This window comes from Maribacter sp. Asnod1-A12 (assembly GCF_045063735.1).
GTDB lineage: Bacteria > Bacteroidota > Bacteroidia > Flavobacteriales > Flavobacteriaceae > Maribacter.
Genome location: NZ_JBEFNZ010000006.1, coordinates 2,713,540 through 2,737,349, shown reverse-complemented (window position 1 = coordinate 2,737,349; position 23,810 = coordinate 2,713,540). Strand labels below are relative to the sequence as shown.

Genomic DNA, 23,810 nt, shown 5'->3' with positions numbered 1-23,810 from the left:
TTAACGATTATAGGTACGGTATTTGCCATTGATTGAATCATATTTAGTAATTTTATAGTAGATAATATAGTATATGGATGATAATTTTTCCCCAAGAGTAAAGGATGTAATTGCTTATAGCAAGGAGGAAGCATTGCGACTTGGTCACGATTTTATCGGTACCGAGCACCTCATGCTAGGGCTTCTTAGAGATGGAAACGGGAAGGCTATAAGCATTTTAGATGCTTTGGAAGTTGATCTGGAACACCTACGTAGAAAAGTAGAAATACTTAGTCCTTCTAACCCTAACGCCAGTGGCGTACAAAAAGATAAAAAGAATTTACACTTAACAAGGCAGGCAGAGCGTGCATTGAAAACCACATTTCTAGAAGCTAAACTTTTTCAAAGTTCTTCTATAAATACAGCGCACCTTTTACTTTGTATTCTTAGAAATGAAAATGACCCTACTACGAAACTTTTACATAAACTAAAGGTGGATTATGACGGAGTAAAGGAACAGTTTAAATTTATGATTACAAGCGATGACGATATGGTAGACGGCCCAACGGCCGAGTCTTTCCCTAGTGATTCTGAAGATACGAACGAAGGTAAAGAAAGTACTTTTGGTGCTTCTTCTAGTCAAAAAGGCACCAAAAAATCTAAAACTCCGGTATTAGATAATTTTGGTAGAGACCTTACCCAAATGGCTGAGGAAAATAAATTGGACCCAGTTGTTGGTAGAGAAAAAGAAATAGAAAGGGTTTCTCAAATTCTTAGTAGAAGAAAAAAGAACAACCCATTACTTATAGGTGAACCAGGTGTTGGTAAAAGTGCCATTGCAGAAGGTCTTGCATTAAGAATTATAGATAAAAAAGTTTCTAGAATTCTTTATAACAAAAGAGTTGTTACACTTGACCTTGCTTCTTTAGTTGCTGGCACAAAATACCGCGGACAGTTTGAAGAGCGAATGAAAGCTGTAATGAACGAATTAGAAAAGAATGACGATGTTATTTTATTCATTGATGAAATTCATACTATTGTAGGTGCAGGTGGAGCTACCGGAAGTTTGGATGCTTCCAATATGTTTAAACCAGCATTAGCTAGAGGTGAAATTCAATGTATTGGTGCCACTACCCTAGATGAATACAGGCAGTATATCGAAAAGGACGGTGCTTTAGAAAGACGTTTTCAAAAAGTTATTGTTGAACCGACTTCTGTTGATGAGACAATTGAAATTCTTCATAATATAAAAGGTAAATACGAAGATCACCATAATGTAACCTACACTGATGAAGCTATTGAAGCTTGTGTTAAGTTGACTAATAGATACATGACGGATCGTTTTTTACCGGACAAAGCTATTGATGCTTTAGATGAAGCCGGTTCTCGTGTGCACATTGTAAATATGGATGTTCCAAAACAAATTCTTGAATTGGAAAAGAAATTAGAAGATGTGCGTGAGCTTAAGAACAGTGTTGTTAAAAAGCAGAAATATGAAGAAGCTGCAAAGCTTCGTGATGATGAAAAAAGTCTAGAAAAGGAACTTGCTATTGCTCAAGAGCGCTGGGAAGATGACAGTAAGCTTAACAAAGAGACCGTTAGTGAAGACAATGTTGCAGATGTTGTTTCTATGATGAGTGGAATTCCTGTAAATAGAATTGCACAAACTGAAAGTAATAAGTTGGCAGGTTTACCTGAGCTTATTAAATCTAACGTAATTGGTCAAGATGATGCAGTTGCTAAGGTTTCTAAAGCTATACAACGTAATAGAGCCGGACTTAAAGACCCAAACAAGCCAATTGGTTCGTTTATCTTTTTAGGTCAAACAGGTGTTGGTAAAACACAATTGGCAAAAGTATTGGCTAAAGAACTTTTTGATTCTGAAGACGCACTTATTCGTATAGATATGAGTGAGTATATGGAGAAATTCGCCATCTCTAGATTAGTTGGAGCACCTCCAGGATATGTTGGTTATGAGGAAGGTGGTCAATTAACTGAAAAAGTTAGAAGAAAACCTTACTCTGTTATTCTTTTAGATGAAGTTGAAAAAGCACATCCAGATGTATTCAATATGTTGTTACAAGTATTGGATGATGGTTTCTTAACAGATAGTCTTGGTCGTAAAATCGATTTTAGAAATACCATTATTATAATGACTTCTAATATTGGCGCTAGACAATTAAAAGACTTTGGTCAAGGTGTAGGTTTCGGTACGGCTGCCAAAAAGTCACAAGAAGATGCTCATCAAAAAGGAGTAATAGAAAATGCGTTGAAAAAAGCATTCGCTCCTGAATTCTTAAATAGAATTGATGATGTAATTGTTTTCAATGCCTTAGAAAGAGAGGATATTCATAAGATAATAGATATTGAATTAGCGAAGTTATTCAAGAGAATCAAAGACATTGGTTACCACTTGAACCTTACTGACGAGGCCAAAGACTATATCGCTGAAAAAGGCTTTGACAAACAATATGGAGCTAGACCGCTTAAAAGAGCTATTCAAAAATACATTGAAGATGCCCTTGCGGAAGAAATCGTAAATTCTAAACTTAAAGAGGGAGATAGTATTTATATCGATCTTGATAAGAAAAGTGAAGAATTGACTATTAAAATTGAAAAAGCAGAGGAAGAATCACCTAAAACATAGGTATTTGTACTTTACTAGAATATATTAAAGGAGCCCTGAAGAGGGCTCCTTTTTCGTACAATATAATTTTATATGTAAGAATAAAAATACACCAGTTAGTAAGCATACGCAGTATGAACGATATTTTCGCGTTTAAACTAAAAATTTACCTAGAGAATGTAGTTCCTTATACTTTCGCTATAGACACACTATATTAATACGAATAGAATGAAAGTTGGACCTACCAAGAAGAAGGTGATTGTGCGAGAGTACGAATTAGAGACAGGAAAAATTCAAGTATATGAAAATTACATGGTATCGATTTTCGATGAAGGAGCTACTTTAACTTTAGAAAGAGCATATCAGATTATCGGTATATCAGAGATTCATTTTAGAGATAAAAACTTTGGTTTTATCAGTCTTCGTAAAAATTCGTTTGCCATAGACCCTACCATTTACAATTATCTTAAACAACTCGACAATCTTAAAGCTTTTGCTATTGTCTCAGTAAAAGAGATTGACATGCATAACTTTAAGATTGAAAAGCTGTTTTATAAAAAACCTATGAAGTTTTTCATTGAATTTGACAATGCATTAAAATGGGTCAAAAGAAGAGTTAATTCTTAATGAAAATCAACTTTGTTGATTTTCTTCCTCCACTACAGGTTGTTCAGGCATTTTAAATAAATCTAAATACGCACCAGCAATATTATCAATAAGATGAGAAGCTGTTAACGATTGAAAACCTGTAGAATCTACAGCAATATCACCGGCTCTACCATGCAAGTAAACTCCAAATATTGCAGCATCTAAAGCAGGATAACCCTGAGCCCTTAGACCTGTAATTACACCAGTTAAGACATCACCACTTCCCGCAGTAGCCATACCGGGGTTTCCGGTTGTATTTACATAACCTTTGTCATTCTGAACTATAATAGTATGTGCACCTTTAATAACTATTATGCACTTATATTTTTTTGAAAACTTTTTGACCTTGGTTAATTTTTCAAAGTCGTCTTTCCATTTTCCAATTAGTCGTTCCAACTCTTTTGGATGCGGAGTTAAAATAGAATCTTCAGGTAAATCTTTTAATAACTCTTTATTCTGAGAAAGAATATTTAGCGCATCCGCATCTATTACTAATGACACTTTATTACCTTTTAAAAAATTAGATAAGGCTTTCACTGTAGGTTCACTTGTCCCAATACCAATACCTACTCCAACAACTGACGGCTCTAAATCAAACTTAATATCCGTAAGTTCATTTTCATCCGTATCTGTTAAAACCATAATTTCAGGTAATGAGGTCTGCAAAATGTTATATCCTATTCTTGGAACATAAGACGTTACAAGACCGCTACCGGAATACAATGCCGCTTTAGATGAAAGACATACGGAACCCATTTTACCATAACTACCACCAATTAGTAATGAATGTCCATAAGTTCCTTTATGACCATATTTCTCTCTAGGTTTATATAAAGTTAGAACTTCATTTTTACCTATTAATTCATAATCGGTTTCCGTAACTCTTAGATATTCTGGATCCAAACCTATATCCAAAACCTCCCATTGTTCAATATACCTACCTGTTTCCGGTAAAAAGAACACCAATTTCGGAGTTTGAAAACTCAACACAAAATTAGATTTGATAATAGCTTCAAAATCTTTTGGACCTTCATCCGTAAATAAACCTGAAGGAATATCAATTGATAGAATAAACGCTTGAGAATTATTTAAATATTGAATTACTTTTACTACCCATTCATCTGGAGTTCTATTTAGTCCTATACCGAAAATTCCATCTACAATAATATCTTCCCTTCCAATTTCAGGCAATTCATCATCACAATTCATAAAATGAGGCCATACCTTACGATCTTTCAATCTATCTAAATTTATCAGAAAATCTTTTGATCGCTTTTCACTGTAATTTATAACGTATACTTCTACATTATAACCATGGTCCACTAGATGCCTAGCAAGGGCTATACCATCACCCCCATTATTGCCAATTCCACAAAATAAATGTATTTTAACGGGAGCTCCTTGCATACGTAAATGCATCCAATTGAAGAGTTGTAAAGCAGCACGTTCCATTAACTCATTACTTTCTATCTCCTCTTTTTTTATAGAAATCTGATCTGCTTTATAAATCTGTTTTGCACTATATAATTTCATTCTTTATTGTATTTATATCTAAAAAATAACTATTCCGTAAAAAATTGTGGAATGATTTGTTTAAGTTATCAAATGTACTACTTTTGATTTTCAACCATTAGTATTTATGGACTGCTATAAAACAGACATAACATTCGATTTCACTTCAGCTACTATTACTTATGGTACTACTACGGCATGTTTCACCCTTAGGGGTTAAAAACTATATTTCTCCGTACCTGTGTTTAATTACACCATATCTTAAATTACAAAGTCAATATTTCATATCATGAAAGTTCTAAAATTTGGTGGTTCATCTGTAGCCAAACCTGAAAATATAATTAAAATTAAAAATATCATCTCTAAGTACAACGACCCTATAATTCTGGTTGTTTCTGCATTAGGCGGTGTAACGGATCTTTTATTAGAAGCTGGATCCTTAGCTTCTGTCCAAGATGAATCTTATAAAAAAATTCTAAGCACATTAGAAGAAAGACATCTTTCTACCATTAAAGAGCTTATGCCGGTTACCGCACAAAGCAAGGTACTTAGCAAAGTAAAAAGCGAGTTCAATGTATTGGAAACTCTTTTAGAAGGTGCCTTTTTTATCGGAGAAATTACTCCGAAATTATCTGACAAGATAGTTAGCTACGGCGAACTTCTATCTTCATATATTATTAGCGAATATCTAATAAGTGAAAAACTGGATGCTGAGTTTAAAGATAGTAGAGAGCTTATAATAACGCATAAGCTTAACGGTAAAAATGTGGTTAATTTCGCAAAAACCAATGCTAACTGCGTAGATTATTTTAAAGTTTCAAATAAAAAAATAACTGTTTGTCCTGGATTTATAGCTACTTCTGAAGAAGGAATTTCTACTACATTAGGCAGAGGTGGATCTGACTATACCGCTGCAATTTATGCCGCCGCCATTGATGCGGATGTTCTCGAAATCTGGACCGATGTAAGCGGAATGTACACTGCCAATCCAAAAATGGTGAAACAAGCCAAAGCTATACCACATATTTCTTATGAGGAAGCCATGGAACTTTCTCATTTTGGCGCTAAAGTGCTTTACCCACCAACAATACAGCCAGTGTTAGCTAAAGGCATATCCATTGTTATTAAGAACACCTTTAGTCCTGATGAAGCAGGAACATTAATTACAAAATCTAAAAACGAAAAAGGAAAGACCGTTCGTGGAATAAGCCATATTGGCAATATTGCTTTGCTATCCTTAGAAGGACCAGGAATGGTAGGAATTCCAGGAATTTCTAAACGTTTTTTCGAAGTACTTTCACAAGCGGATATTAGTGTCGTATTAATTACACAGGCTTCTTCTGAACATTCCATTTGTGTAGCCATATCTGCGGACGATGTTGAAAATGCAGTACACATAGTAAATGAAGCCTTTGAATATGAAATTGAAAGAGGTCGCATAAAAGAAGTAATTCCTGAAAAAGATTTAGCCATTGTTGCGCTAGTTGGTGATAACATGAAAAGCCATCAAGGATTGAGCGGTAAAATGTTCAGCACTCTTGGTAAAAACAATGTAAATATTAGAGTCATTGCGCAGGGTGCATCTGAAAGAAACATTTCTTGTATAATAGATGAAAAGGATGTAAAAAAAGCACTAAATGCATTGCACGAAGAGTTTTTTGAAGAAAACATTAAGCAATTAAACCTATTTGTAATGGGTGTTGGTAATGTTGGGGCTAAATTTTTAGAGCAAATTAAAGAGCAACGTAAATTCTTGAAAGAGAATTTAAAATTGAATATTCGAGTAATTGGTATGTCTAATTCTAGAACTATGCTCTTTGATGAAAAAGGAATAGACTTAAATGATTGGTCAGCAAAACTTGCCGAAGGTGAAAAAGCCGATAAGGTCAAGTTTTTAGAATTAGTAAATAGCTTAAATTATAGAAATAGCATCTTCGTTGATAACACAGCAAGTGAAGAGGTTTCCAAAACATATAGCGAATATTTAGGTAATAGCATATCAGTAGTTACTTGTAATAAAATTGCATGTTCTTCTGCCTACGAGAACTATTCAAATCTTAAATCATTGGCAAGAACTTATAATGCGCCCTTCTTATTCGAAACTAATGTTGGCGCCGGGTTACCAATTATTGATACGTTAAAACATCTGATTGCATCAGGAGATAAAATATTGAAAATTCAAGCTGTATTATCCGGTAGCTTGAACTTTGTTTTCAATAACTTCAATGACAAAACTACCTTTCATGATGTGGTAAAACAAGCTCAGGAAGAGGGGTATACGGAGCCTGATCCAAAAATTGATTTAAGTGGAGTTGACGTAATGCGTAAAATATTAATTTTAGCTCGTGAGAGTGGAAATCAATTAGAAATCAGCGACATTACCAACAATCCATTCTTACCTGAAGAAAGTTTAAACACAGCTAATAATGATGAGTTCTTTGCTTCTTTAATACAAAACGAAGCTCATTTTCAATCTCTATTTACTAGCGCAAAAAATGCAGATAGCAAATTGAAATATGTTGCTCAGTTTGATAATGGCAAGGCTAGTGTTGGTTTACAGGAAATACCTAGGGGACACGATTTTTACAACCTAGAGGGTAGCGATAATATTGTTTTATTCTATACTGAAAGATACCCAGACCAGCCAATGATCATTAAAGGTGCCGGTGCTGGTGCAGCTGTAACGGCTTCAGGTATATTTGCGGATATCATACGAATTGGTAATTTCTAAATTTCATAAATAATATATTCATTATGAACCAGAATGAAATTAAAGTTTTTTGCCCTGCAACGGTTGCAAATGTTTCGTGCGGATTTGATGTTCTAGGTGTTGCCCTAGACTCGGTCGGTGATGACATGGTCGTTAGAAAGGTATCTAAAAAAGGTATTTATATTACCAAACTTACCGGGCAAGATCTACCAAAAGAAACTTTAAACAACGTAGCTGGTGTAGCCGGAAACGCTTTTTTATTGGCTTCTGATTATGATGGGGGATTTGAAATTGAAATAGATAAAAAAATAAAACCAGGCAGTGGTATTGGCAGTAGTGCCGCTAGTTCTGCAGGTGCCGTATGGGCAATGAACCATTTATTGGGAAATCCATTTAGTAAGACCCAATTGGTTAAATTTGCCATGGAAGGCGAACGTTTGGCAAGTGATGTTGCTCATGCAGATAATGTAGCCCCTGCCCTATTCGGTGGTTTTACACTTGTACGTAGCTATAGTCCGCTAGACGTTATAGACATTCCCGCACCATCAGAATTATATGTAACCATAATCCATCCGCAAATAGAAATAAAAACTTCAGATTCTAGAAAGATTTTAAAAACTACTATTTCTATGGAAACCGGAATTAAACAATGGGGTAATGTAGGTGGCTTGGTTGCAGGGTTATTCAAAGAAGATTACGACTTAATTGGTCGTTCTTTAGAAGACCATATTGTAGAACCCATCCGTTCTATCTTAATTCCCGGTTTTGATGAAGTTAAAAAAGTTTCTTTAGAAGCCGGTGCTTTAGGCTCTGGCATCTCTGGATCTGGACCATCAATTTTTGCATTTAGCAAAGGAAACGAAACAGCTATAAAAGTTGGTGATGCAATGAAAACCGTTTACGATAAAATCGGTATTGCTTACGAAATACACGTATCAAAAATCAATATGGAAGGTGTTAAACTATTATAAGTTGGACATCACTACAATAATAACAATTAAAAATATTCAGCTTGAAATTCTATAGTTTAAATAATTCAGCGCCCCAGGTTTCTTTTGATACCGCCGTAATTAATGGTATTGCACCTGATAAAGGTTTGTACTTTCCTGAAAAAATCAGTCCGCTACCAAGTTCTTTTTTCGAGAACATAGAAAGCTTCTCTAACGAAGAAATTGCATATAAGGCAATACAACAATTTGTAGAAGGTATAGTGCCTGACGATGTATTGAAAGACATTTTAAAAGAAGTATTGGACTTTGATTTTCCGGTAGTTGAAATCACACAGAATATTGCCACATTAGAACTATTTCACGGTCCTACGATGGCTTTTAAAGATGTTGGTGCTCGGTTTATGGCCCAGTGTTTAGGTTATTTTTCCAGGTCTACAAAAAATGAGGTTACCGTACTTGTAGCTACTTCTGGTGACACTGGTGGCGCAGTAGCTAATGGATTTTTAGGTGTTGAAGGTGTTAATGTTGTTATACTCTACCCTAGCGGAAAAGTGAGCGATATTCAAGAAAGACAACTAACCACTTTGGGTAAAAATATTACTGCTTTAGAAGTAGATGGTACTTTTGATGACTGCCAAGCTATGGTAAAGAATGCTTTTTTAGATAAAGAACTTCTGGACAATATGAAGCTGACTTCTGCGAATTCCATTAATGTTGCCCGTTGGTTACCACAATTATTCTATTTCCTTTTTGCTTTTAAGCAAGCGAAATCAAAAGGTAAAGAAATAGTGTTTTCTGTTCCTTCAGGTAACTTTGGTAATATTTGCGCAGGATTAGTAGCTCAACGTCTAGGAATGCCTGTAAAACATTTTGTAGCCTCTACGAATGTTAACGATACCGTACCTCAGTTTATGCTAACAAAAGAGTACACTCCTAAACCATCAACAGCTACAATTTCCAATGCTATGGATGTAGGCGACCCTAGTAATTTTATAAGAATCAGGCATTTGTTTCAGGATAATTTTGAAGCATTAAAAGAGAACCTTTCTTCCTATCCTTTTGATGACAATCAAACAAAAGAAGCCTTAAAGGAAATTTATAATATCAACGGATACATTGCCGATCCTCATGGTGCTGTAGGTTACTTGGGATTAAAGAAATATCAGGAAACACACCCTGACACTTATGGTATTTTCTTAGAAACTGCACACCCCGTAAAATTCTTGGATATTGTAGAAGAAACGCTAGATGTAAAATTAGAAATACCTGCACAGATTGAAAAAGTAATGGGAAAAGACAAAAAATCTATTCGCATTGCAAACTATGGTGATTTGAAATCTTTCCTAATAAATTAAATAATATCAAACCAAAATCTGATGTGCTAAAAAAAGTCGAACTATATAGTTCGACTTTTTTTATTAATTCCATTTTAGTTCATCTAAAATGAACCTATAAGATTTTCACTAACAAAATTAATTTGCATCGTGGGTATTATTTAGGCGATAAAAAGTAATGATATCAGAATCATCTTCATCACCTGTGTTGTTTTGGGTGTATGCTCCAGCCTTAAAATACATCCATTCGTCAGCTAAATCATAGCCGCTGCTTAAATCATTCATATCTACCGTAGTCTCTGCAATCATAGGGCCGTCAACATCACCTCTATAAATACGAACGATAATATCTTCATTATCATTTATAATCTCATAAGAAAAAAGTTCATCTAATTTTATACCGTCTTCAGGACCATTTCCACTACAATCTTCATCACCGATCAATTCAAAAGTTACGTCATCACTATCTCTTATTTCATGTTTCAAATAGATACAACCATATTCGGCATTTGGTAATTTTTTATAATAAAGCCTTGCCGGTTCATCATTATCCGCATGTATTTGACCTACAATAGTTCTTCCTTGATGCGAATTACTACCTGTTGTAGTTACCTTATTGACCATTAAAGTAGCGGCTAATGTACCATTTCTACCTCCGTGATCAGTTCCTTCTGGTTGATACCCAAGAGCCCAATTATTTGCGTTTGCTCCTTGAGTAGAAATACTTGTATTACCTCTACGCAACATCTCACGAAGCTCACTACGCGGGTATGAAGTATTCTGACTAGTTCTTGCCCCGCCAACAGTAGAAACAAATCTCATACCACCATCACTGTGCGTAAAAAAGAATGGTCGTGAATCACTTGTTGCAAGCTCATCCCAACTCAATTCACCGTAACGTTCAGAAAAACCATCTTCTTCATCTACAGCCGGCGTATCTATTGCCCAATCAGACAAATCAAAATTTTCCCATGGTTCTAAATTAGCACTTAAGCCAAAGATTTCATCTCCAGTTTCTTCACCTACCTCTGGGTCTTCATCTGTATTCTCTTCTTCGACAGGTACTTCTGGGTCATCAATAGTTTCTTCTGGAGTCTGTTCTGGCTCATTGTCATTCGAACTCGAACAACTAACAGTAAGCTGGGTAAAACAGAGTGCCGCTATAATTAATAATTGCAATTTGAAAATACTTTTTAAATGCTTCATAGATAAAACTTGATTAAATACTTTACATATTAGTTGTATGGCATAATTATACCTTACAAAAATAATTTTCAAATAAGGTAAGGTTAAAATTATTAAAAGCAATAAGTTACCCTATTTAACACAAGTATTTTCGATAAATTTGTTCCTCATAAATTAAAAAGATGAAAAATACTGCGCTTACCACAACACATGAATCTCTTGGTGCCAAAATGGTTCCATTTGCAGGTTACAATATGCCTGTTTCTTACGAAGGTGTAAATGCCGAACATGAAACAGTACGAAATGCTGTTGGAGTTTTTGATGTATCTCACATGGGTGAGTTTTTAATTTCTGGACCTACTGCTTTAGATCTAATTCAAAAAGTATCATCTAATGACGCCTCTAAATTGACCATTGGTAGAGCTCAGTATAGCTGCTTACCTAATGAGACAGGTGGTATCGTAGATGACCTTATCATTTATAAAATTAAAGAAGAGCAATATTTACTAGTAGTAAATGCTTCTAATATTGAAAAAGACTGGAATCATATTTCATCTTACAATACAGATTTAAAAGCAGATATGCGAGATATCTCTGAAGGATATTCGCTTTTAGCTATTCAAGGTCCTAAGGCTGTTGAAGCAATGCAATCTTTGACTTCTGTTAATTTAGCCGATATAAAATTTTATCATTTTGAAGTTTCCGATTTTGCAGGTATAGACAATGTAATCATCTCTGCAACTGGATATACCGGTTCTGGAGGATTTGAAATTTACTGTAAGAATGACGAGGTAAAAAAAATATGGGATAACGTTTTTAGAGCTGGAGCAGCTTTTGGAATTAAACCAATAGGACTAGCAGCTAGAGACACCCTTCGTTTAGAAATGGGATACTGCCTTTACGGAAATGATATTGACGATAACACATCGCCTTTTGAAGCTGGATTAGGATGGGTAACAAAATTGAACAAAGAGTTTGTTAACTCTGAAGCTTTAGCAAAAGAAAAACAACATGGACCAGAACGCAAATTGGTAGCGTTTGAATTAGATGAACGCGGTATACCAAGACACAATTACGATATTGTTGACAATAATGGAAAAACCATTGGTGTAGTTACATCTGGCACTATGTCTCCTTCTATGGGTACAGGTATTGGCTTAGGTTATGTTCCTCCTGTTTTTTCAGCTATTGGCAGTAAAATACATATTCAAATTAGAAAGAATGCAGTGCCAGCTACTGTAGTTAAATTACCATTTTACAAAAAGTAAATGATAAATTTTCAAAGTATTCTTGCCTCGATAAATGAAGCTGCTTCGACTGAGAACGATAGGGGTAAGATTGCAGACTATATACCTGAATTAGCTAAGGTTAATGTAAATAACTTTGGAATTCACCTCCAAGATATTCATCAAAATAGTTTTTCTGCCGGTAATGCTGATGAACGCTTTTCAATACAAAGTATCTCTAAGGTTTTAAGTCTTTCAATGGCATTAGGTCAAATTGGTGAAAAAGTATGGAAACGTGTAGATGTTGAACCATCGGGCGATCCATTTAATCATCTGTCATTATTAGAACTAGAAAATGGAATTCCGAGAAATCCGTTAATAAATCCTGGTGCAATAGTGATAGCCGATATTCTAGTTTCTCAATTGGAATATCCGAAAAAAGATTTTTTAACATTCGTAAGAAATATTGCGAATGATGACACTATAGATTATGATATAGATGTAGCGGAGTCTGAAAAACGAACAGGATTTCGAAATTTTGCGGCAGCCAACCTCTTAAAATCTTACGGTAATTTAGATAATGAGGTAGAAGTAGTATTAGACTTTTATTTTCATCAATGTTCACTCGCTATGAGTTGTGCGCAGCTAACGAGCACTTTTTTTATGTTCATGAATAATGGAAAGTGCAGAAGAGAGAATATCTTCTTGACCATATCGCAAGTTAAACGCATAAACGCTATTATGCTTACATGCGGCTTTTACGATGAAGCTGGCGAGTTCGCCTTTGAAGTTGGCCTACCTGGTAAAAGTGGTGTAGGCGGTGGTATTGTTGCATTATTACCAAATAAATTCTGTGTAGCTACATGGTCTCCAGGTCTTAATCCAAAAGGAAATTCTAAATTAGGTATGCTTGCCTTAGAAAAATTAACTACAGAAACTGAACTCTCTATTTTTTGAAATTAGACACAAAAAAAATATTGATTCTTGGCGGAAGCGGATTCATAGGTAATGCTATTTACAAAGAACTTTGTAAATATTTTAATACTTATGGCACCTATTGCCATGCCTCAAATTCATTCTCTTCAAATAAGCAGTTTGTACATTATAATCTTGAAGAAGATGATATTATTGAGGTTTTAGAAGCTGTTAAGCCACAAGTAATTGTTTCTGCTTTAAGAGGGAATTTTGCTGCCCTGATTATTGCCCATAATCATATTGCAGAATACCTTTTAAAAGAAGACTGCAAAATCTATTTTATATCATCTGCCAATGTTTTCGATACCTATAGTAAATATCCATCATACGAAATGGACAAAACCTTATCTGAAAGTGTATATGGTAGACTAAAAATAAAGATTGAAAATATGTTGCTTAGGTTACCAAAAAATAAAATGGCTATACTAAGGGTACCAATGGTTTTTGGAAATAGTTCTCCTAGAGTAAAGGATATGAAAAAAGCTATAATCGAAAATGAACCTATTGAAGTATTTCCTAATTTGATATTAAATGTGACCAATGATGATAAACTTACTCAACAAATTCATTATCTTATCAATAGGAACAAAACAGGTATCTATCACTTGGGAAGTAATGATTTAACGCATCACGAAGATTTTATTAAGGAAATTCTAGAACGTGTTGGCAATTTTAACCCAATTATAAAAAGAGTATACACTACCAATGAAGACAGATACTTGGCAGTTTTACCAAAGTCCAATACACTACCTAAAAATTTACAGTTTACTTTTCAAGATATTATTGACCATCATGTTTTAAATTAGTAGCAATTATGAAAGAAATGGAAAAATTTACCGACCAGCAAATAGCGGATTATTTGGGTCAACTTGACGGGTGGGAATATGTGGATGGTGCCATAGAAACCACATTTGAGTTTAAGAATTTTAAAGAAGCCTTTTCTGTGATGACACGAATTGCCTTTGAGTGTGAATCTCAAGGTCATCACCCTGATTGGAGTAATGTATATAACACTTTGAATATTCGGCTAAATACACATGACGCAAATGGTGTTACAGAAAAAGATTTCGTTCTAGCAAGAACCATAGAAGATATAATAGAAAGTGAATTTTAATAACCGATACCAATTACAGAATAACTATATGTTTTCAGAATTTCATTTTTATGATTTCTGAACATAGCCCGTTTTTGTACATTTGTTTAAAATAATTTACCATGGGAAGAGCTTTTGAATTTAGAAAAGCACGTAAAATGAAAAGATGGTCAGCAATGTCCAAAGCCTTTACACGTATTGGCAAAGATATTGTCATGGCCGTAAAAGAAGGAGGACCTGATCCAGATTCCAATTCTCGATTAAGAGCCGTAATACAAAATGCCAAGTCGGTAAACATGCCGAAAGACAATGTTGAGCGTGCTATTAAAAGGGCTAGTGACAAAAGCCTTGGTGACTATAAAGAAGTTCTTTTTGAAGGTTATGCCCCTCATGGAATTGCCGTTTTAGTAGAAACGGCAACTGATAACAATACAAGAACTGTTGCCAATGTTAGAAGTTACTTCAATAAATGCAATGGTAACTTAGGTACATCAGGTTCCGTAGAATTTATGTTCGACCACACCTGTAACTTTAGAATACCTGCAGATGGCTTAGACGCCGAGGAAATTGAATTAGAATTAATCGATTTTGGTGCAGAAGAAGTTTTCGTAGATGACGATGGAATTCTAATATACGGACCTTTTGAAAGTTTTGGTGCACTTCAAAAAGAATTGGAGAACCGTGAAATTGAAATTTTATCATCAGGCTTTGAGCGCATACCACAAGTAACAAAAAAGCTAAATGAAGAGGAAGCTGCAGATGTAGAAAAGCTTCTTGAAAAGTTAGAAGAAGATGATGATGTGCAGAATGTTTACCATTCTATGGAAGAATAGATATTGAAAGTATTTCATAATAAAAAGGAGACCTTATCGGGTCTCCTTTTTACTTTTACTTGATTGGTCTTAAAATTAATCAATGATTGATGTAATCATCCATTTTAAAATCCACTTGGCTCCTCTCCCAAAACATTAAAATTAGTTACCAATAGAGAAAAGTCTTCTAAGCTTATAGACCCATCACCATTGAAATCAGCTTGAGTATTATAATCTGAATTACTAGCATCAAGATTAAAAGTTGTTACTAATAATGAGTAATCTTCTAAACCTATTGTATTATCATTGTTAGCATCCCCTACTCTAAGTTCGCCAATATCCAAACCATTATCTCCTGCTTCTAAAGTTAGAGTCGAAACCTTTTGCAGATGCATTCCAGATTTAATAGCTACTTCGTAAGTACCTAATGGAATACCTGTTATAACCGCTTCACCATCTGAATTTCCTGTCGGATTAAATTCTAATAATGCTGTAACAGATCCTACTTCATATATACTTACGACCAAATCAATACTATTATTCGTTCGCCCTTGTAAACTATAGGAAATAGTCAAATCAGATTCTGCAGCTGACGGGTCATATTCAAGAATTATAATATTAGAAGCGATGCTATTTATACCATTTGCACCCGTGACTACTGCTACAAAATGGTTTATGCCTCCATTAGGAGTTCCTATTTCACCAATGGTTTCTGTAAGGGTTACTGGAATGTTTGCAAATCCAGATGCATCAAGCTGAGTTATGTACAACTCTTTTGTCAAAGCTTCATTAGCCTCAAATGGATCAATGTCGTAACCAATTGAAGGGTTTCCGGCATCTATATGTAAACGCCCATCGACACGCAATAAACTAACAGTTGCATTTGGCTGACCTGTTATCTGTATTACCTGATTTGCTTGACTAACCAATCTTGGAGTAGATGAACCATCAACCAATATCGATGGTGCCACCAAACTATTACTATCACCATTAATAACAGCATCTGAACCCCCAACAGAACCTTCATCGTATAAACTAGTTGTATAAACTACTCCACTTGCAAACTCAATACTTACTGTTGCTCCAATCAATTCAAATCCTGAGATTGAACCTGCATCACCAGAAGACAAATCTCCTTTTATTGTTGTAGGGTCGATATCCACTCCAAATGCAAAGGATTCACCAGGATTGAAATCGGTAAAATCCAAAGACAAAACATCATACCCTTCAGCGTTATTGATACCGTTATGTGATTGTTCAAAAACACTTACACAATCGGCATTATCTGATCCTCCATTACCGGGTACGGTTAATCCAACCGTATCAGGAGTATTGCCTGCACTACCTGCCGATAAACATTTTGCTACACTATCACCTGCAGTACCTACTGGATCAAAAACTACATCCATCATAAAACTAGATACGGTGTTAATTGTAATTTTTAAAATATCATCATCACCTGTATTATTTATAATGAACGAATTATCGCCATAAGTTGACGCACCTAATTCATCGCCTGGGGTAACTTGAACGATAGCTTCTGGGTTTCCTACTGGCTGTGCAGTAATATTCCAATTAAAATCTACTGTGGCACTTGAAGAAGGCTCACATGCATCATTAACCGTTATTACAATATTATATGGACTATTTTCTGAAGCACCGAGCGTTGCCCCTACATTCTGCTCAGAAAGTGTACCGTTCAAAATAGAATTATTAACTCCGGTGCCTGCACTACCATCAATAAGTGTCAAGGCAAGTCGATCTATCATATGCCCATCTGAACGCTCACTCATGGTTATTCCATATGTACCAGGGCTTTCAAAATAAGCATATATCGGCCAACCATTATTATCAATAGTCTTAGCTGTCCATGAATTAGATACTGTATTTGTATATACCTTAAAAAAACCATTATTCCCAGGGTTCTCATCACCGTGATCAGGTCTACCTTGAGCATTTCCCTTTGGCCAGTATAAAGTTTTAGAAGTACTTGCTGAATCATTTAATTCGTTAAGAAATTGTGCTGTACCCGTAAGACTACCGCCTTGTACCGTAAAGAAATGTACGTTAGGTGTATTCTCTATTTTGAACCAAGTATCATTCTGATCAGTAGAAGAGGAACCGGAAATTGCCGATTTCATATGAAAACGATAAACACCTGGCGTTGTAATTTCTACATTATATATTACATCTTGACCGTTAAGGTTTGAAAAATGATCTGTGCTTGCTACCATAAACGTGGTACCTGATTCTGTTTCAAGGTTCCACCCTCCAGAAGTGTCCTCAAAATCTGTTTCTGCCTCAAAAATCACTATTCCATTATTTTCTATAAAAGCACCTGCAGTACCGCTACCAGAACCTCCTACTATAGTACCTGAAATAAGACCTGTAGTAGAATCGATTGTTAGATTTGGCGGTAAATTAGTTGCCGAATAATTTAAAGGACCACATATGTTGGTATTTTCGTCGTTTGCGATAATTTGTAGATTTACAATATCCCCATCCACATTCATTTGCGCACCAGGGTTTGTAACAACAGGCGGTAAACCAGAAGTTGGATTGCCACTTACCTCAATAATTTCTATTGCCTTAAGAGAAGGATTCTCTTCTCCATGAATGAATTCTAAATCTAAAATACCATCAGTAACAGTAACCTTGTATGATTTCATAAACGCCCCTAAGGCACCTGCTTCAGCAAATGGATCAATGTCATTAAAAGCAGTTGGTACTAATCCCTCTACAGCGACATCAAAAACTCTTTGACCAGATGTTGTTACCTGATTATACAATTCTGCAAAATAAAGCCGTATTTCCACTTCAGTATCATCATCAATAGGGAATTGCCATAACATCTCTGGTTCTCCTGGTCCATCAAATCTTTCTGTTTCGAATATACTACTAGGAGTTCCTATAGGAATGGAAGAATGACTCATATTGATAGATCCAGAATGTGCCGAACCTGACGACGTATCAAACAAACCACCTGGTGAGGTTGCTGCCGAAAGATATTGTGAATTGGCAACCGCACCAAAAGCACCTTGATCTACACTCCAATCTATATCTGCCGTATCTGCCGCTGCAACTAATGAACCGCCAGCATTGATACGATATAAAACAGTTGATACTTCTTCTCCACTTGAGACACTAATGTTTGTAGAGCTACCACTGCCATAAGCCAAAACTAATGTTGCAGCCTCACCAGATAATGAGCCAGTATGTTCAATTTCTATTGTCTTTGTATTACCTGCTTCTATTAAAAAACCCGTTGATTCTGAAATATTAAAGCTAGAAGCGTTTACACCTGTTAATGAAATAGATTTAATATAAATACCTTGATTACCACCTGATATATCTATCATTAGACTTTCCACTTCACCTTGAGGGATTGTTACCGAGCTCGGTGCTGACAAAATACTAGGCAAAACAGTTGTACCAGTTGGATTATCCACTCCATAAACCTCCATATTATTTTGGTTGCCTCCACCTTGATTTGGAGAACCAGAAGAAATCCATATACCATCACCAGAAACAATACCTTGAGTTCCATGACGAGGATTATTAAGATCACTTAGAGACGACCAAGTATTATTATTTACATCCAATACATCGGTGTTAACATAAGCTTGTCCATTTCCCTCTCCCCCGATGACAACTACTTGTCCATTAAATGTTACAGTAGCAGATGCAGCACGTGGAACAGGTAAATTAGCAGATGCTGGTAATGTTGACCAACTACCCGTAGTAAAATCATAAACATCGACTTCTGAAATTACAGGTGCAAAAGTACCTCCTTCTCCACCGGTAAGCCTTCCTCCTACTACATATAATTTATTGTTTACAACTGTTGCATGAAAGTGATCACGAGAATTTGGCGCATCTTCCAACACAGTCCACTTTCCTGTTGCCGGATCAAATTCATCAAACCAAGGTATATACCCCCCATTGTGACCAATTGTATTACCCGCAACTACATAGAATTTATTATTATACATAACTAACCCTGCCGAGCCTCTCTTTCGACTATTAGGAATCTCAGGACCTTCTATCCAAGTATCAGAAATGGGATCATACATAAATATATTATCTGCAGGTGTTTCATTTGGATAGCCATTATCTTTAAAGGATCCAATTACCCAAATTAACCCTTCATATGCAACTGCCTGAAAATGGTTAAACTCAAATGGTGCTGTAGATGCTGCCTGTGACCATGTATTTGTGTTGTAGTCATAAATATCCATTTTATCCGCACTCTCCCGTCCACCAAACAAGTAGAATTTATCACCCAATTGTACAAATGAATTTTCGTGTCTTGGAGTGTGCTCTGTTACATTACTAATATTAGTCCAATTACTATTTATACTACCATCACTAGAAATAATTTCAATTCCTTTAATATTTGGGTTCTCAATTCCTTGTATAAAATCAATATCTAAATTACCATCATTGACCTCTGTTGTAAAACTTTCTACTCCGGCTGTAGCGAAACCAAATGTAGCTGTTTGATCAAAATCATCTAAAACTATCTGTTCTTCAATTGCCACATCAAAAACTCTAGAACCTATTGTATTCGCACCTGCATATATCTCTGCAAATAATAAATTAACGGTATAAGTACCTTGAGAAAGAGGAATATCCCATTGCAAATTTTCTGGAACAGCCAACGTATTATATCTTTCTGTAGAAAATAAGCTATCAGGGTAACCTGTATTATTCTGGAAGCTTCCTGGTAATGTAGCTCCATAAGTTTTATCGTCATCAGCAATATTTACATATGAAGAAGGTGTTCCATTTTCAGCATTTCCATTTGCACCTGTCATAGCTTGATCCTCTGTCCAATTTAATGGCGACGAATCATTAGAGGCAACCATATTACCTCCTGCATTAATACGATACAATACCGTATTGGGTGTATTAGGATTGTTGACCGTCCAAGCAAAATTTAAATTAGAAGGTGTAGAAGATGGCTTACTTACGGTAACCGTAACATCATATTGGCCAGCGTCGGTTTCGTAAGAAGAAATCGTTCCTAAAATTGCACCTTGTGTAGGCTCTATACTTAACCCGGGAGGTAGACCTGTTACTGAAAATGTAAAGTTCTCATTTGGATCACCACCACTTGCTGTTACATTCAGAATAGGCGTTTCTCCAGGATTGTTGAATTGATTTACGATCGGATCAATCATTATAGGTGAATTTACAATACTACCGGCACCTAGAATTTCTATAGCGTTAATCAAAGGATTTTCGGTCTGGCGTATAAACTCAATATTTAAAATACCATCATTCACAGTAACTTGGTAACTTTCCATAGCACCGATCTTATTCCCATATTGAGCAGATAAATCTTTGTCATTAATGACCAAAGCTCCTTCCATATTAACATCAAAAACACGCTGCCCAGGAGACCCAGTGCCCGCATATCCATTTGCCATATAAAGATTTACCGTAAAAGTTCCATCACCAGTATTAAAAGCCCATTCCATCTCTGGCAAACCCGTTGGATCCCATCGTTCTCCATCAAATATTGCCTGAGGTGCGTAGTCAGGAACGGAAGAATGCAAAGTAGTACCTGTATATGTAGAAATATTTCCTGAATTAACACTGAAATTAGTACCTCCAGAGGTACCTACAATATCATTACCTATCCAATCAGGATTTGGTAAATCAGTAGCGGTTAAAGTTGCACCACCAGCATTTACCCTAAATAAAACAGCTGGTTGTTCGGTTACATTAACAGTAAAAATTTGTTCTACGAATAACGAATCGGAATCTGTTGCCCTAATCGTTATAGTTGAACTTGCTTCTGAATCAGGAAAACTTATGGTCAATAAATTTCCTGAAATATTATTTCCGATAGCATTATTAGAACTATTTTCAACTGTAAAATTTAAGTTCCCTACACCTTGATCATCATCGAAATATTGAGATAGATCAATCTCTAGATTTGGAGAATCAATTAGCTTATCTAAATCGGCTAAAGTTTGAGACACTATTGGTTTACTACCTGTAACATTGAGGAAATCCCAAGTACCTTCAACCTCTTGACCTACTTCATTTGATGTACCAATAAATCCGACCGCCAAAATTTCTGAAGATTCTTGTATGGCTGTTTTAATTGTGCCCAAAGCAGCAATTGTACCTAATGAAATAGATGAATTACCATCAATGCTATATAGTATCTCAACATCTGCAGTAATCGCATCAATATTAAATGAAAAGACCACATTATTTGAAGGTCTATTTGGTGTAGTAAAGGTTACATTCAAAGGAGTTTGGGGTACGTCGTTAATTTCTTGTAGCGCCAAAATCCCATTCTTTGTTAATACTACTTTTATATAATTACTTTGTGTACCATCACCAATAAAAATGCCCAATTCGCTATTAGCTGGCGAAAGATCTCCATAAATCTGTGTAGGATCCATAAAGCCAAATATTCTACTTGCAACTGTAAATGAACCAGATGATTGATCTACATTGACACCATATTGAAAAGCCTTTTCTTGATTATTAGCAAACCCCAGTGCCGAACCAGAAGTCATTTGCATGGTCATGGCCCCAACAGCTCCTCCTAAAATATCATTAGGGTTTGGACCTGCTTCTTTGACGTCTAACCAATTTATCCAATTTGGATTAGCAGCTCCATTATTCATAAGCCCTGTAAACCCAAGTCCTAAATAGCCTCCCAATTCTAGGTTGTCAGAAAATAAATCGTTTAAAACAGGTAAGTCAAATCCGTCGCTACCAGTGTCTAAAGGGTCACCCATTTGAAATGGATCGTTTGCATCCAAAATTCCGTCATTGTCATCATCATTATCGTTTAAATCCGAAACCAATACACCACCTGCAGATTTATCAAAATCACTAGGCTGAGAACCACCATTACAATAATCGGTACTATTCTGAACTTCATCTTGATTTGTGTAACCATCTTGATCTGTATCTCCTGTACTAGAATATAATGGGTCTGTTGGGTCATAACAAACTACTGTAGGTTGTGGTTCTAAAATTTTAATAGTACCATTAAATGTGGCTATCCAAATCGTTCCTGGAAACGGGTCATTATCTGAATTACAAGTAATACCTAATGCATTACCCCCAAGACCCGAAGCGAACGGATCGGTTAAATCATTTAAACTTCCATCCGGATTTAATTTAACTCTTTTTAAAATTCCTCCATTATTTTCTCCAGCAATAAGGTCACCCTCCATACTTTCAGAACCAGTAAATATTGTAGAAGTATATTCATCTATACCATTAGTATTATTGTCCCAAATAGTAACTATTGCATCATTTGGTCCATCGGGATTTGATACGGTAGGTCCCCTCCAGTCGCCTTGGTCAGCATCTGCCAAACTCAAAGGAACTGGTGGCCAATCAACTGGTAATGCTAAATCTTTATCATCGGTATAACCCACACCCTTAGCACCTGTAGGATCATATATTAACGTTCTATATACTGCATTATTAGTATTATTTACCGAAGGGTTAGTATAAAGTCCTGCTGATAAAGGATTAGCACGAATTGGGGCAGGATGACCTCCATAAAATGTTCCATTTGCATATCCATGAATGTTGTCTGTAATTAAAGTCAAATGATCATAGTTATCAACTTGTTCTCCTCCAACAGATGAACTGCTACCTGGTTCACTTGGATTATACTCATTGGTAACATTTCCTGTTCCTTCATTATTGGGAAATCCTCCCCAGCCACCATTGGCTCCATTATCTGTAACATAAACTGCACCAGAATTAGTGATAACTAAATCATAGGCATTTCTATAACCAGGAGAAAATATTTGCACAGGTCCTCCAATTACAATTTTACCTTGATTTAAACCATCATTTCCTCCCCAAGGATCATTTTCATCTATTCCATCATAACCTAGGGCTTCCGGATCCTCTATCCCGTTGATATTATCACGAGTTGGGTCGTCTAAAGTAGGTATGTCATAAATATAGTTTCTACCATCATTTTTAATCCCCAAACTTTCTATTAAGTCTAAATTTATTGAAAGAATTGAAGCAGATAATGCATATTCAGTTGTCCAAGCAAAATTATCAGAAGGCGATCCGGCATTTGTATGTCCGCCTTGAGCTACTATTAGAAAATCTACACCACCAATTGTGATAAACTCTAATCCATTGGTTGCATGGTTTTCTTCCGACCTCGGTAAACCTCTTACAATATCAACAACGTCCCATGATCCTCCTGTCCAAGTAAATCTTGTAATTACACCTGAATTTGTATCTAAATTAAGGTCTCCACTGGGTCCACCAACACGAGAATCACTCGATGTAACATAAATTATTGGGTTTAGAGCTGTTCCTGCAACTGCCAAACCTGTAGCTTCCCTGTTATCTCCACTATTAAAACTTCCGTCGTCATTATGATTAGGTATATTTTTAACATCTAATAACTTCTCAGAGGCTGTTACTACATAATCATTAGTCCCGTTTTTTTGAACAGTAAAAATATCTATAGTACCATTTAAATTTAACACATATAATCTACCATCTGGTCCGTACATTAAGGATGTACCTTGACTAACTGCACCATTACCATTGAAATCAAGATTACTTTGACCAAAACTTTGTGCACTTAATTCATTTACAACAGCCATAAATAAAATAGCAATTATAATAATAGGTCTAATTTTATTCATCAAAGTTAAATTGATATCCCTAAATGATTTTAAATATCTCATAACCTTAGGAATTATATTTTGTCTAAAATTGAAATTTTTCATCTTTTGATTTTTT

Annotated in this window: 13 protein-coding genes; 10 read left to right on the top strand and 3 right to left on the bottom strand. The window is 35.6% G+C overall.

The genetic code is table 11. The features are described 5' to 3' along the window. The first annotated feature begins 73 nt into the window (after nucleotides 1-73). Entirely contained in the window at nucleotides 74-2,626 is a 2,553-nt protein-coding gene (locus ACJJVP_RS11615; protein ID WP_405413838.1) for an ATP-dependent Clp protease ATP-binding subunit, read from the top strand. Nucleotides 2,627-2,833: 207 nt separating this feature from the next. Next, a complete protein-coding gene (locus ACJJVP_RS11610; RefSeq protein WP_405413836.1) occupies nucleotides 2,834-3,232 on the top strand; it encodes an STAS/SEC14 domain-containing protein in 399 nt (132 codons plus the stop codon). Nucleotides 3,233-3,238: 6 nt separating this feature from the next. Here ACJJVP_RS11610 and ACJJVP_RS11605 read toward each other — a convergent pair whose 3' ends face one another. Beyond that, nucleotides 3,239-4,786 (bottom strand): NAD(P)H-hydrate dehydratase, encoded by a 1,548-nt coding sequence (locus tag ACJJVP_RS11605; RefSeq protein WP_405413834.1) that lies wholly within the window; start codon nucleotides 4,784-4,786, stop codon nucleotides 3,239-3,241. Nucleotides 4,787-5,054: 268 nt separating this feature from the next. Here ACJJVP_RS11605 and thrA point away from each other — a divergent pair, with 268 nt between their 5' ends. From thrA to thrC, 3 genes are read left to right on the top strand one after another with little or no spacing between them, the layout of a single operon-like run. Continuing rightward, nucleotides 5,055-7,496 carry a bifunctional aspartate kinase/homoserine dehydrogenase I gene (gene thrA / locus ACJJVP_RS11600; protein WP_405413832.1) on the top strand — a complete coding sequence of 814 codons (2,442 nt, stop codon included), beginning with the start codon at nucleotides 5,055-5,057 and terminating at the stop codon, nucleotides 7,494-7,496. A 23-nt stretch (nucleotides 7,497-7,519) separates the two neighbouring features. After that, nucleotides 7,520-8,446 carry a homoserine kinase gene (locus ACJJVP_RS11595; protein WP_405413830.1) on the top strand — a complete coding sequence of 309 codons (927 nt, stop codon included), beginning with the start codon at nucleotides 7,520-7,522 and terminating at the stop codon, nucleotides 8,444-8,446. A gap of 41 nt (nucleotides 8,447-8,487) precedes the next feature. Further along, nucleotides 8,488-9,780: a threonine synthase gene (gene thrC, locus ACJJVP_RS11590; protein WP_405413828.1), complete on the top strand. Its 1,293-nt coding sequence runs from the start codon at nucleotides 8,488-8,490 to the stop codon at nucleotides 9,778-9,780. A 117-nt stretch (nucleotides 9,781-9,897) separates the two neighbouring features. Here thrC and ACJJVP_RS11585 read toward each other — a convergent pair whose 3' ends face one another. After that, on the bottom strand, nucleotides 9,898-10,965 hold the full coding sequence (locus ACJJVP_RS11585) for a polysaccharide lyase family 7 protein (protein ID WP_405413826.1): 1,068 nt from the start codon (nucleotides 10,963-10,965) through the stop codon (nucleotides 9,898-9,900). 161 nt (nucleotides 10,966-11,126) lie between these two features. On the opposite strand from ACJJVP_RS11585, the gene gcvT reads away from it, so the two are divergent. The 5 genes from gcvT to ACJJVP_RS11560 all read left to right on the top strand — a co-directional run bounded on the left by gcvT (nucleotide 11,127) and on the right by ACJJVP_RS11560 (nucleotide 15,071). Continuing rightward, nucleotides 11,127-12,212 carry a glycine cleavage system aminomethyltransferase GcvT gene (gcvT, locus tag ACJJVP_RS11580; protein WP_405413824.1) on the top strand — a complete coding sequence of 362 codons (1,086 nt, stop codon included), beginning with the start codon at nucleotides 11,127-11,129 and terminating at the stop codon, nucleotides 12,210-12,212. After that, the gene (locus ACJJVP_RS11575; protein ID WP_405413822.1) at nucleotides 12,213-13,127 is read left to right on the top strand and encodes a glutaminase; all 915 of its coding nucleotides are present in this window, start codon (nucleotides 12,213-12,215) and stop codon (nucleotides 13,125-13,127) included. Continuing rightward, complete coding sequence (locus ACJJVP_RS11570) at nucleotides 13,124-13,951, top strand: sugar nucleotide-binding protein (RefSeq protein WP_405413820.1); 828 nt, start codon at nucleotides 13,124-13,126, stop codon at nucleotides 13,949-13,951. The genes ACJJVP_RS11575 and ACJJVP_RS11570 overlap by 4 nt, the downstream gene beginning before the upstream one ends. Nucleotides 13,952-13,968: 17 nt before the next feature. After that, entirely contained in the window at nucleotides 13,969-14,259 is a 291-nt protein-coding gene (locus ACJJVP_RS11565) for a 4a-hydroxytetrahydrobiopterin dehydratase (protein WP_291967919.1), read from the top strand. Between the two features lie 101 nt (nucleotides 14,260-14,360). Beyond that, complete coding sequence (locus tag ACJJVP_RS11560) at nucleotides 14,361-15,071, top strand: YebC/PmpR family DNA-binding transcriptional regulator (protein WP_405413818.1); 711 nt, start codon at nucleotides 14,361-14,363, stop codon at nucleotides 15,069-15,071. 104 nt (nucleotides 15,072-15,175) lie between these two features. Here the strand turns inward: ACJJVP_RS11560 and ACJJVP_RS11555 are convergent, their stop codons facing one another. Next, on the bottom strand, nucleotides 15,176-23,797 hold the full coding sequence (locus tag ACJJVP_RS11555; RefSeq protein ID WP_405413816.1) for a malectin domain-containing carbohydrate-binding protein: 8,622 nt from the start codon (nucleotides 23,795-23,797) through the stop codon (nucleotides 15,176-15,178). Nucleotides 23,798-23,810 lie beyond the last annotated feature (13 nt).

Bases quoted from the DNA above. Each gene is read 5' to 3' on its own strand.
- ACJJVP_RS11615 (WP_405413838.1), top strand. From the start codon at position 74: ATGGATGATAATTTTTCCCCAAGAGTAAAGGATGTAATTGCTTATAGC.
- ACJJVP_RS11610 (WP_405413836.1), top strand. From the start codon at position 2,834: ATGAAAGTTGGACCTACCAAGAAGAAGGTGATTGTGCGAGAGTACGAA.
- ACJJVP_RS11605 (WP_405413834.1), bottom strand. From the start codon at position 4,786: ATGAAATTATATAGTGCAAAACAGATTTATAAAGCAGATCAGATTTCT.
- thrA (WP_405413832.1), top strand. From the start codon at position 5,055: ATGAAAGTTCTAAAATTTGGTGGTTCATCTGTAGCCAAACCTGAAAAT.
- ACJJVP_RS11595 (WP_405413830.1), top strand. From the start codon at position 7,520: ATGAACCAGAATGAAATTAAAGTTTTTTGCCCTGCAACGGTTGCAAAT.
- ACJJVP_RS11585 (WP_405413826.1), bottom strand. From the start codon at position 10,965: ATGAAGCATTTAAAAAGTATTTTCAAATTGCAATTATTAATTATAGCG.
- gcvT (WP_405413824.1), top strand. From the start codon at position 11,127: ATGAAAAATACTGCGCTTACCACAACACATGAATCTCTTGGTGCCAAA.
- ACJJVP_RS11575 (WP_405413822.1), top strand. From the start codon at position 12,213: ATGATAAATTTTCAAAGTATTCTTGCCTCGATAAATGAAGCTGCTTCG.
- ACJJVP_RS11565 (WP_291967919.1), top strand. From the start codon at position 13,969: ATGGAAAAATTTACCGACCAGCAAATAGCGGATTATTTGGGTCAACTT.
- ACJJVP_RS11560 (WP_405413818.1), top strand. From the start codon at position 14,361: ATGGGAAGAGCTTTTGAATTTAGAAAAGCACGTAAAATGAAAAGATGG.
- ACJJVP_RS11555 (WP_405413816.1), bottom strand. From the start codon at position 23,797: ATGAAAAATTTCAATTTTAGACAAAATATAATTCCTAAGGTTATGAGA.